The sequence below is a fragment of the Sedimenticola selenatireducens genome, assembly GCF_007625115.1.
In the GTDB taxonomy this organism is placed as follows: domain Bacteria; phylum Pseudomonadota; class Gammaproteobacteria; order Chromatiales; family Chromatiaceae; genus Sedimenticola; species Sedimenticola selenatireducens_A.
In genome coordinates, this window is record NZ_VMNH01000007.1 from 160582 (window position 1) to 173027 (window position 12446).

The 12446-nt window shown below is 49.4% G+C and carries 7 protein-coding genes; all 7 read left to right on the top strand.

Translation table 11 applies throughout. The features are described 5' to 3' along the window. Positions 1 to 25: 25 nt before the first annotated feature. The 7 genes from FHP88_RS07930 (at position 26) to recD (ending at position 12404) form a co-directional block, all read left to right on the top strand. Positions 26 to 1138 carry a flagellar hook-length control protein FliK gene (locus FHP88_RS07930; protein WP_144358499.1) on the top strand — a complete coding sequence of 371 codons (1113 nt, stop codon included), beginning with the start codon at positions 26 to 28 and terminating at the stop codon, positions 1136 to 1138. A gap of 244 nt (positions 1139 to 1382) precedes the next feature. Beyond that, entirely contained in the window at positions 1383 to 1670 is a 288-nt protein-coding gene (locus tag FHP88_RS07935; protein WP_144358500.1) for a LapA family protein, read from the top strand. A gap of 78 nt (positions 1671 to 1748) precedes the next feature. Next, positions 1749 to 2912 (top strand): lipopolysaccharide assembly protein LapB, encoded by a 1164-nt coding sequence (gene lapB, locus FHP88_RS07940; protein WP_144358501.1) that lies wholly within the window; start codon positions 1749 to 1751, stop codon positions 2910 to 2912. A gap of 47 nt (positions 2913 to 2959) precedes the next feature. Then, positions 2960 to 3679, top strand: coding sequence for an orotidine-5'-phosphate decarboxylase (pyrF, locus tag FHP88_RS07945; protein WP_144358502.1), 720 nt, complete (start codon positions 2960 to 2962; stop codon positions 3677 to 3679). 97 nt (positions 3680 to 3776) lie between these two features. Then, the gene (recC, locus tag FHP88_RS07950; RefSeq protein WP_144358503.1) at positions 3777 to 6986 is read left to right on the top strand and encodes an exodeoxyribonuclease V subunit gamma; all 3210 of its coding nucleotides are present in this window, start codon (positions 3777 to 3779) and stop codon (positions 6984 to 6986) included. 1 nt (position 6987) lies between these two features. Then, positions 6988 to 10578 carry an exodeoxyribonuclease V subunit beta gene (gene recB / locus FHP88_RS07955; protein WP_144358504.1) on the top strand — a complete coding sequence of 1197 codons (3591 nt, stop codon included), beginning with the start codon at positions 6988 to 6990 and terminating at the stop codon, positions 10576 to 10578. Next, positions 10575 to 12404, top strand: a complete 1830-nt coding sequence (gene recD / locus FHP88_RS07960) for an exodeoxyribonuclease V subunit alpha (protein ID WP_144358505.1) — start codon at positions 10575 to 10577, stop codon at positions 12402 to 12404. Before recB ends, recD begins: the two co-directional genes overlap by 4 nt. The last annotated feature ends 42 nt before the right edge of the window (positions 12405 to 12446 follow it).

The window sequence follows — 12446 nt, forward strand, 5'->3', positions numbered from 1 at the left end:
TTTCCAATCGATAGCGGAGCAAACTATGAGCAGTGCGATGACAGGTGCAAATTTAGGTCCATCCTTGATGCCATTTTCACCCGGAAAGGGTCGCTCACTGTCATCTGAGATAACAGCAGATGGTTTGAAAGATACTGATTTCAATGCAATATTTTCACAAGAGGTCATTTCTTCAGATAATTTGCCGGGTCTTGAGCAACTCTTGTCGGCGGACCAACTTTTAGCATTACGCCGATTTTTGGAAGACGGCAATGAGTTGCCGGTTTCGGCAGATATTGCCGACGGAACACTGCTCGGAAACCCGGCGCTGCTTCAGTTGATGGTCCAACTGAGTGGAGAGATCGATGCGAAGGAGTCGCTCTCAATAACTGATGGGTCTGCTAAATCACTTGGAGCACAGTTCAGTTTCGCTGATCTGAAGGCTATGTTACTGCGGCAACAGGGTGGAAGCGGTAATGGGGGCGGATTAGCTGCTGAGCCAGGCGCAAAACCGCTTAATTCTGCCTCACTACTGCTTCCTAAAGCGGAGATACCGTTTGAGCTGCAATTGATTAAACCATCCTTGTTGTCGACAGATCTATCGACAGCACTCTCACAAGGTAATACAGCGGGTAATACCGCCACTTTTGCCTCTATGCTGAATGGTATGGATTCGCTCTCTTCTCAACGTACAGGATTATCTGTTCCGCCCCCTATTACGCTTCCAACAGGTGAGAAGGGATGGGACAACGTCCTGAGTAACCGTATTATGTGGATGGTCGGTAATCAGACGCAGAATGCCTCCTTGCAGATTACACCGCGCCATCTGGGTCCAATCGATATTCAGGTTTCTGTGCAGAATGAGCAGACCAGTGTCAGCTTTGTTGCGCAGAATGCTGCAGTCAAAGAGGCGCTTGAAGCCGCCATTCCACGTCTACGTGAAATGTTTTCCGATAGTAATCTACAATTGGTCAATGTGGATGTGGGCCAGCGTGAGGCAGGTCATTCAAGTAGCTCAGCCGATCGTTTCAACCCGGGGGGTGGTGATGGTAAAGGCCCGGGAAATTCCAATGGTTTGGGACAATCAGGGGATGAAGAGGGTCTTCCTCAGTCTCCAGTGGTGGCGACAGGTATAGGGCTTGTCGATGATTATGCCTGATTGTCAGATGTCCCTCATGCGGCTTTCGTAAATAATAGCTGAAACGTCTCCGCTATCTCGTCTTTTTGTGTTGTTTTGATTCACTCAAACTAGAATTATCCTGTTTAAAAACAGCATCATACAAATGATGTTGAGGATATTTTGCTGGTTAAACAATTTGCAGGTACGTATCCTGACCAATCTTGGTTATTATATCTCTGATACGAACCCGCTTTACCAAGAGATCGAAGGGAGAGACTAGGCCGTGCGATTCCTGAAACTGATATTCATTTTTCTGATTATGATGATTGGCGCTGCCTTTGCGGTGATGAATGCCGATACTGTAAAACTGAACTACTATTTTGGTGTGCAGGAGTTACCACTTTCAGTGATTCTGGTCGGAGCAATTGGTGTTGGTGCCTTGTTGGGTGTACTTGCAACACTGGTCGGCTCGCTCAAACTGAAGCGGGAAAATATGACGCTGAAGCACAAGGCCAAGGTAGCCCGTCAAGAGGTCAATAACCTTAGATCGATTCCGATAAAGGATAGTTGATATCATGCTAAAAAAAGGGATGGCGCGATTCTCAGGAGAGATTTTTATCCCGCTCAATAAAATGTCCTCGTTACCATTATGATGGAACTGCTTTGGTTACTACTGCCGGTTGCGGCTGCTTCTGGCTGGTGGGCGGCAAAACGAAGTGATGCACGGCAGGATGTGACACTCGCAGAACGGACGCCGGGCTATTTTAGCGGGCTCAACTACCTCCTCAATGAACAGCCCGATAAAGCGATTGATGTTTTTATCAAAATGCTTGAGGTGGATAGTGATACAGTCGAAACCCATTTGGCGTTGGGTAATCTGTTCAGACGTCGCGGTGAAGTGGACCGGGCGATAAGAATCCATCAAAACCTGATTGCAAGACCCACATTGAATCGTGAACAGCGTGCTCAGGCATTGCTGGAGCTTGGTCAGGATTATATGAAGGCGGGTCTGTTGGATCGTGCTGAAAGTCTGTTCACTGAACTGGGCGAGATGAATATGTTTCAGTCTCAGGCCTTGGGCAATTTGTTGACCATCTATCAGGAGGAGAAAGATTGGGATAAATGCCTCCAGATTGCTAAACGGTTGGAACAACTCACCAATCGATCTTTGCGAAAAGAGTGTGCCCATTTCTATTGTGAATTGGCTGAAGAAGCGCAATTCAGGAAAGATCTGAATAAGGCATCGCAGTTGCTCAAAAAGGCACAAATAGCCGATGAGGGTTGTGTTAGGGCGACTATCCTTCAGGGAGAGATTGAAGTACTGAATGGCGCTAACAAAAATGCTTTGCGCACATTTCGTCAAGTTGAGCGACAAGATCCGAGTTATTTATCAGAGGTTCTCCCGGCAATTATTGATTGCCATATGGCATTGGGACAGCGCGCTGAGTTAATCAAATATCTGCATCAGCTTCATCAGAAACATCACACGGTGAGTTGTGTATTGGCTTTGACGGGCTTTATCCAGAAGGATGAAGATGATGCCGCGGCAATCCAGTTCCTGGCAAATTTCTTACATGAGCATCCTAATTTGGCAGGGCTCGATCGCATGGTCGAATTATCCCTCAAAAGTGGTAAAGGAGATGCGCAGGAGAGTTTGGGCATATTGCAACAAATTCTTCAGAAACTTATGGAAAAGCGCCCCGCCTATCAATGTCTGAGCTGTGGCTTCACTGCAAAGACACTTCACTGGCATTGCCCAAGTTGTAAAACGTGGGGCAGTATTAAACCGCTCCAGGAAGTGGACGAAAACTGACTATAGGCTAAACCGGAATAGCCCCAGATAAAGAGAATATAGAACTAATGACTGCTGTATCAAAATCACCAAGAATTATTGTGGCGCTGGACTATGCTTCTGCCGCACCGGCACTTGATTTGATTTCCGGACTTGATCCCAAGACCTGTCGCCTTAAGGTCGGCAAAGAGATGTTCACCCGTTTGGGCCCTACTTTCGTAGAAAAGTTAGTGGGGCAGGGTTTTGATGTTTTCCTGGACCTGAAATTTCATGATATCCCCAATACGGTAGCGGCTGCTTGTGCGGCAGCGGCTGATTTGGGTGTATGGATGGTAAATGTTCACGCCTCCGGGGGGCGCAAGATGATGGTCACTGCCAGAGAGCGGCTTGAGACTTTATCACACCGCCCACTCTTGATTGCGGTAACAGTATTGACCAGTTTGGGTGAGAAAGATATCGCTGAAGTTGGGTTTCTAGGTGCGCCAGCAGATAATGTGATTCGGCTGGCTCGACTGACCCATGAATCAGGATTGGATGGCGTTGTTTGTTCACCTCTGGAAGCCGCTGAGGTTCGACCACTGGTCGGCAAGGATTTTTTGCTGGTAACACCGGGCGTTCGTCCAGCGAGCGCAGCGCAGGATGATCAGAAACGGGTGATGACACCGTTAGATGCGCTGAATAATGGTGCAGATCTTCTGGTGATCGGTCGACCAATAACTGCCGCTGACGATCCGCAATTGAGCTTGAATCGTATCCAGCAGGAGATTGCAGGTTTCCCTGGCGGCTAAACAGATTGACAATATGGGCTCTCAGGATGGGCCTGCCGGACGGTTAGCATGCGTTAAGACATGACGCGTCCTGGCTACTTTGACAGAACATACCCATATGCTTCACCTCTACCACAGTAATCGATTGGAGCGGCTGGCTGAGCAGTTGGCCGATATCCTTGTGGTGCCACTCGGTAACCCGTTAACTGCGGAGACCCTTGTGGTACAGCATCAAGGGATGGGGCGTTGGCTTTCTCTGGAGCTGGCCCAGCGTCTTGGTATCTGCGCCAATACGAATTTCCTACTCCCTGCCGGTTTTATCTGGCAGTTACTTCGCAAGCTCCTTGATGATGTTCCCGAGCTCGATCGTTATCAACCCGCACAGAATCAGTGGTGGTTGTTTGAGCGACTCGGCAAGCCTCTTTCAGAGAGTTGCTTCTCACCGTTGAATAACTATTTGCAAACGGATGATGAGTTGATGCGATTTCAATTGGCGGGTGAGATCGCCAACTGTTTTGATCAATACCTGGTGTATCGACCCGAGTGGATCAGGGCTTGGCAGAGGAGGGAAGTTGCTGCGCCGGGGGATGGCTGGCAAGCCTTGCTCTGGCAAGAGCTACAAGCCAGTCGACGCGGTAAACACTGGGTCGATCTTCAGCATCAATTACATGAAGCCGCTGCTACAGGTGCGCTGCATTCGGAACGACTGCCGGGGCGTGTCTGCCTGTTTGCACTGACGTCACTCTCGCCAGGGTATCTGGATATTCTACATGCCGCTTCCCAGTGGATGGATATTCATCTCTTCATCCTCAACCCTGCGGAAGGTTATTGGATGGATCTGGTTTCAGAAAAAGAGCATAGCCAGCGCGAACTGGCGTCTAAAACGGATGCACTTTATCTGGATCAGGGTAATTCGCTTTTGACCTCTCTGGGAGGGCAGGGGCGTGACTTTTTCTCATTAATGACCGCCTATGATCCTGGTTCATGGGATGTCTTCATAACGCCAGAGCCGGATACGCTTCTACATCGTATACAGCGCGATATTCTGTTGTCCTATTTAGATGATCAAGCTGAATTGAGCCCGTTAGATCCAAATGACCGATCTATTGAGATTCATGTCTGCCACAGTCCGATGCGGGAGTTGGAGGTATTGCATGATCAACTGCTGGATCGGTTTAGGTTGGATCCCTCTCTGCAGCCAACAGACATTCTGGTCATGATGCCGGACATGGATACTTATGCACCTTATATCGAGGTGGTATTCGGTGAATCCAATGAATTAGCCGCCATTCCCTACACGCTATCAGACCGTAGTCAGATAAACGAGTCGCCAGTTGTTGCCCTGTTTCTACAACTTCTAACCTTGGCGGGGGGGCGTTACCCGGTAGACCAGATTATCTCACTACTTGAACCCCCGGTGTTGCATCGACGGTTTGGTCTGGAAGAGAGTGATCTCACCCGAATCCATCACTGGGTAGAGTTGGTAGCAATTCGTTGGGGAAGAGATGGCTCTGATCGTGCTGCATTCGGTCTGCCGGTAACTGGGCAAAATAGTTGGCAAATGGGTTTGGATCGTCTGCTGCTGGGTTATGCGTTTCCCGGAGAGGGCGATGAGCTGTTTAATGGATTACTGCCCTGTGCCGAAGTAGAAGGTTCTGAGGCACAGATACTCGGCCATCTGCACAGCTTTATCTCCGCTCTCTTTGATCTGGAAGAGCAGATACTTAGTTCAGCACACATGCACGTTTGGAAAGATCGAATCAATAATGTGATTGATCGTTTTTTTGACCCGGATGAAGAGACTGTAGATCAGGTGCAGGCACTGCGCAGTGCCATTGCGCGCATAGTGGAGACAGCGACACAGGCGGAGTTCCAAGGGACGGTTACCCGCGAGCTGATTATTTCACAACTTCGCCAACAGCTCTCTGTTCCAGCGAGTGGTCGATTCCTCGGGGGTGGGGTGAACTTCTGTGCCCTAACGCCGATGCGCGCATTGCCTTTCAGAGTGATCTGTATGATCGGCATGAATGACACCGTATTCCCGCGTGACAGACAACCTGTTGGGTTTGATCTAATGGCAAATAGTCATCGGGTAGGAGACCGCTCGAGACGGGCTGATGATCGCTATCTTTTTCTTGAGACGCTGATCTCTGTACGCGAACAACTCTATATCAGCTATACCGGACGTGATATCCGGGATAACAGTCCACTGCCGCCCTCTGTATTGGTCAGCGAGTTGATGGATTATCTGGATGCTACATATGAATTGAGTGCGGAGCATTCTGTCTCGGCTTGTTTGACAACACAACATCCTCTGCAGCCGTTTAATGCCCGTTATTTTAAACCGGACAGTCGGTATTTCAGTTATTCACAATCCAATTGCCTGGGTGCTGAAGCGCTGTTACATCCCTCGATAAAACCGGCGCCCTTTTTGCCGAAAGCGCTGTCGGAGCCAGATGAAACGTGGCGCCACATTGAACTGAATCAGTTGATTGGTTTTTATCTCAATCCCGTTCGCTATCTGTTATCCAGGCGCCTGGGAATAAATATAGCAACTGACCAAGCCTTGTTGGAGCGTCGTGATCCGTTTGAGTTGGACTATTTTGAGCAGGGTGAACTGTTTGTTCGGTTAGTTCAGGGAACACTGACCGACCTGGATCGTAACACACTCTTATCCGTGGAGCGTGCCAGAGGGGTGTTGCCGCACGGTGTAACAGGTGAGATAGCGTTTGATGGTCTGGTTGATACAGCCAAGCACTATGCCGCCGTCTTGACCTCGTTGAGAAAAGGTCAACAGATTTCCCCGCTTTCTGTTGATCATACGCATGACCGATTGCGTTTGGTGGGACGGCTTGAACAAATACAAACTGATGGCGTACTCGGCTACTCATACAACAGACTCCCCGACACCCGACTGTTAGGACTCTGGATACGTCATCTGGTGCTGAATGTATCTGCTGCGTCGGATGTTATTCCGGTTACACGGTGGTTGAGCCAGGATGGATTGTTGACTTTTTATCCTGTACCTGAGGCGATAACGCTGTTGAATGAGTTGCTGGATCTATATTGGCAAGGTCTCATGCAACCGATACCCCTGTTCCCCAAAAGTTCACGCGCCTATGTGACCCATCTGTTGCAAGATAAACCCCGCGAAAGCTGTTTGAAGGGTGCATATGAGCGGTGGTTTGGCGGTTTTGCAGGGTATGCTGAATATGACAATCCCTATTATCGTTTGGCCTTTTCCGATGGTGAAGTGCTCAATGAACAGTTTGAGGCAATAAGCGAAAGGGTGTTTGGCCCGTTAATATCTGCGATGGAGATGCGCTGATATGCAACGGCTCTCGCTCATGGATACCCCGCTTAGTGGCATGAACCTTATCGAGGCAAGTGCCGGTACAGGAAAGACCTACACCATTACGGGTCTCTATATAAGGCTCATTGTTGAGCAGGGCCTGACAGTGGATCAGGTTCTCGTCGTCACCTATACCAAGGCGGCAACAGCCGAATTGCGTGAACGCATTCGAACAAGAATGGTCGCGCTGAAAAGGGCCTATGAAACGGGTAAGGATGATGCGTTAAGCCGCGCACTTTTAGTTGAGCATGCGGATTGTGAACAACGGCTGCAACGTTTGAATCTGGCTATTCTCAGTTTTGATCAAGCGGCTGTATTTACGATTCATGGTTTCTGTCAACGACTGTTGGCACAAAGCGCCTTTGAAAGTGGCATGCCATTCCAAACAGAAATGCTTCTGGATGAGCGCGAACTGATGCAGGAGATCGTAGACGATTTCTGGCGTATACAGATTCAGGATATTCAGCCAGGCTTACAGCGCTATCTGTTGCAGAACGGTTTTTCGCCCGAAAGACTTGCGATCGATGTACGGGGCAAGATTAACAAACCCTACATGGAAATCAAGGGTTGCTCCATGCCGGAGGCCATAGCCGATCTTGAATCCACTTTTTATCGGGTTCTTGGTGAGGTACGCCAGGCGTGGGTGTCATCACGAGATGAGATCACCCGGCAACTTCGGGAGAGTGACGGTCTGAGCCGAAGCAAATATCCAATCAATTCGATTGATAACTGGGTCATTGAGATGGATCGCTTTCTCCAATCCAATCCGGGGCCGCGTTTCAAAGCGTTGGAAAAGTTTTCTACCTCGACTATAAATGCTTCGCTCAAAAAAACAGGCACTGCACCAAGCCATCCGCTATTTGATCTGTGCGATCAACTGTTACCGATACTGGATGCGTTAGAGCACTATTATGAGCAAGCCAGGGTGGCCTTGTTTGAACGATTGATACGCTATATCAATGAAGAATCAAGAGTTCGAAAACTGCGCCTGAGAGTTCAATCCTACGATGATTTGTTGTTGAATCTGGATAGGGCGTTACAGGGGCATCGGGCCGAGCAACTTATCCTTGCAGTACGCCGAACCTATGCGGCTGCTTTGATTGATGAGTTTCAAGACACGGATCCGATTCAGTATGAGATATTTCGTAGACTGTTTCGGTGCGACAGTGGCTCACTTTTTCTGGTGGGTGATCCGAAGCAGGCAATCTACAGTTTTCGTGGGGCCGATATTTTTGCCTACCTCAAGGCTCGTGCTGATGCCGGTAACTGTTATACGCTGGATGTGAATTGGCGCTCCGTGCCAGCGTTGATTCAAGCGGTTAATACACTTTTTGATCAGCCACAAGGTGGCTTTCTGTTTCCCCAAATCCCGTTTCATCCCACGCTGCCAGCAGAGAAGGAACATCTGGATTTGCAGGTAGCCGATGAGGATTCGACCAGTTTTAATGTTGGTTTTATGCCCGGGAAGCTGAGTAAGGAGCAAGCAACCCTTGCTGCGACGCAATGGACAGCTGATGAGATTGCCCGGCTTATCCAGTTGGGCAGGGAGAATCAGGCGTTATTAGCGGGTCGATCTTTACAAGGTGGTGATATCGCCGTGCTTGTCAGGAGTCACCGACAAGGTGAGATGGTCAGGCAGGCCTTATCAGAACGGGGTGTCTACAGTGTCCAGCGTTCTCAACAGGATGTCTTCAAGTCCCATGAGGCAATCGAGATTGAGCGGATCATGCTGGCGATTCAATCTCCACACAATGAGGGTTTAATTTTTGCAGCACTGGCAACTGATCTGCTGGGCATTTCGGGTGAGGAGATTGCGAGGCTGTCCGAAGATGAAGCACGTCTCTCAACTCATCTGGAACAGTTTCATGTTTATCACCTGATCTGGTTGCAACAAGGATTCATCCGCATGTTCAGACACCTGATGCGTGAATGTCAGGTGGTTGAGCATACACTGAAACTTGAGAATGGTGAACGCAGGCTAACCAATCTATTGCATCTGGCAGAACTGCTGCATCAGCAAGAGAGGAATACGGCTGCAGGTATGGAATCGATGTGCAACTGGCTGAACCAGTTGCGGCTGGGGGAACGGCCAGAGGATGAGAGTAGCCAGTTACGTCTTGAGAGTGATGATAACCTGGTGCAGATTGTCACTGTCCACAAGAGTAAGGGGCTGCAGTATTCTGTAGTGTTCGCCCCTTTTGTCTGGGATGGGGGTGTGCGGTCTGCAAGGAGCGGCGAAGCCTGTAGTTTTCATGATCCTGAGCAAAATTACAGGGCCGTCCTTGATCTTGGTTCAGCGGATTGGAAAACGGCCAATACCATTGCTATTGATGAAGCGCTTGCTGAGAGCTTGCGCCTGCTATATGTAACACTGACACGGGCACAGCATCGCTGTTATATCACCTGGGGGCAAGTCAGCGGTGCTGATACATCACCACTCGCTTGGCTGCTTCATCCGCCTGCTGGAGGCGTTGCCAGCGACTCAGTCGCACAGTTGGCAATACAGTTCAAAAAATTAACCGAAGACGATTTACTGAAACGTTTACAGCACTGGGTAGATCAGTTGGAAGGCCATGCAAAAATAGAAAGGCTTGATACGATTCGCTCACCTATTCGAGTGAGTGCCATGAGTGAAACACAAGGACAACAGTCGTTGAACTTTGAGTCGCTATGCACTCGCCAGTTTAATCGTAAACTGAGTCGTGGTAACGCCGTGACCAGTTTTTCTGCGCTTGCGTCGGGCCATGAATCTTTTGAACGGCCTGATCATGATGCTTTTCAGGAATTTGTAAAGGATGAAGCAGAGCTGAGGCCGGGGCGTACTCGGTTTACTTTTCCACGCGGCGCTAATCCGGGCAGTTGTCTCCACGCGATTTTTGAGCGCCTTGATTTTTCTGGCCATACGCAAGAGGAATTGCAGCGGCTGGTACATCAGCAACTCGACCTTTATGGTATTGATTCTGTTTGGCAGGAAGTCGTTTGCCAGATGGTTAGTGATGTACTCGTAACTCCACTTGAGTCAGGCAGTGTGCTGAAGCTTAAACAGCTGACTAAATCACAGTGCCTGGTCGAGATGGAATTTAGTTATCCTGTTACTGATCTTAAAGTGTCAGCGCTGTCTGCATTATTGACTCAGCAGGGCATGGGTAACAGTGAAGAGATGAGACAGGCGATCAGTCGGTTGAGCTTTCGTGATATCAAAGGTTATATGAAGGGTTTTATAGATCTGATCTTTGAATATGAAGGATGCTATTATTTGCTTGATTATAAATCAAATTGGTTGGGTGATAAGCCGGGTGATTATGCCCAAGACAGACTACAGGCGGCGATCGCGCGTGAAGGCTATTATTTACAGTACCTCCTTTACAGTGTCGCGCTGCATCGATACCTCTCAAAGCGATTGAGCAACTATGACTATGAAACTCATTTTGGTTCTGTTTACTACTTGTTTCTTCGTGGTATGTCACCGGAGACTGGCCCGAACTATGGTGTGTTTAAGGATCGCCCTCACCGCCAGTTAATCGAGTCACTTGATAACTATTTTGCATCGGCAGGTGTTGAGATATGAGCTCGACCAAGCACCTCCTTTATGGGTTGCAAGTTCAGGGTCTGTTCTCTGACCTGGATGTTCACTTCGCCACCCTGATGGGAAAGCTTTCGAAGGATGAGAGCCAAGCGCTGCTGCTGGCGGCCGCACTTGTTAGTCATGTCAGTAGCATGGGCCATGTATGCCTCTCTTTGGCAGAGTGGAGTGATCAGCTTGTAGGGGATGCGGAAATGGGAGACGCACTCCGACTGCCGTCACTCGACAAATGGCGAGAGCAGCTTCTTCAGTATCAGGTCGTAGGGCAACCCGGTGAGCGCACGCCGCTGATACTGGATCATGCTGATCGACTCTACCTTCATCGTTACTGGGCTTACGAGCAGCAGCTGGCAATAGGATTGCTGGAACTCAGCCAGGCTGAGATGATCACGCCTGATCTATCACGGCTACAGCCGATGCTGACGCAACTGTTTCCTGTTGAGGAAGGGGGAGTAACGAATTGGCAGAAGATAGCGGCGGCAGTCTCGGTTATAAAGCGTCTTACCGTGATATCCGGCGGGCCGGGAACCGGTAAGACCAGTACTGTCGTGCGTATTCTTGCACTGCTGCTGCAACAGGCCGGAGATGATCCGCTCTCAATTGCTTTGGCCGCTCCTACAGGCAAAGCTGCAGCACGATTACAAACATCTATACAGCAGGCTATCAATCAGCTATCGCTCGATGCCTCACTGATCGAAAAAATACCCGATCAGGCGATGACCCTACATCGGCTGATGGGCAGTCGCCGTGATTCGATTCTGTTTCGGCACAGTGCTGAGAATCCGTTATCCTGTGATCTATTGATAATCGATGAAGCATCTATGGTCGACGTAGCGCTAATGGCAAAGGTGATTGCTGCCTTGCCTGCGCAGGGTCGGCTCATTCTTTTAGGTGATCGGCATCAGTTGGCTTCCGTTGAAGCGGGAGCCGTTTTGGGCGATATCTGCAGTGAGGGGAGGGGGTTTTCTGAACCATTCCGTGTGCAACTGGGTTGTGTGGTGGGCGAGGCGATTTCGGATATTACCCCCTCTCAAGGAGTCCTCTCTGATTCCATTGTAGAGTTAACCCATAGCTATCGATTTGACCAGAACAGTGGTATTGGTCAACTGGCAGGGGCTGTAAACAGGGGGGATTCCGTTGCAGCCCTGTCACTGTTGGAAGATGCGCGCTTCACTGATATCCATCTGTTAAAGCGCGCTGATGATCCCGTCGCTGTGGCACTTTTGCACTACACCGACTATCTGAACCGGGTCAAGCAAGGGGCTCCGATTGAGGCGATCTTTGAGGCGTATGAAAAATTTCGTGTGTTGTGTGTATTGCGCTTAGGTGAGCAAGGCGTGTCGGGTTTAAACGAGGCGATCTATGAAGGGCTGGTTGCGGCACATCTGATACCGAGGGGTGATCCCTGGTATCCAGGGCGCCCATTACTGATTACCCATAATGACCACAATCTGAAGCTGTATAATGGGGATATCGGAATCCTGCTTCAGGATCAGTCGGGTCAGAAAAGCGTCTATTTTCAGACTCCTGACGGTTATCGAACAGTGAGTCCATCACGCTTACCGCGTCACGAAACGGCCTTTGCTTTGACGGTGCACAAGAGCCAAGGGTCTGAATTTGAAAGCGTTCTTTTTATATTGCCCGCCAATGATAACCCTCTGTTGAGTCGTGAGTTGATCTATACTGGTTTGACGCGTAGTCGCACACAACTGATGCTCTGTGATCAGGCTGGGGTTTTAACCACTGCCCTTAATCAGCGTATTAAGCGAACATCGGGACTCAAGGACCTGCTGTGGCAGGGAAGTCACTGACCTTGCAATGTGTGATAACAATCACCCTTGAACAGACTGATT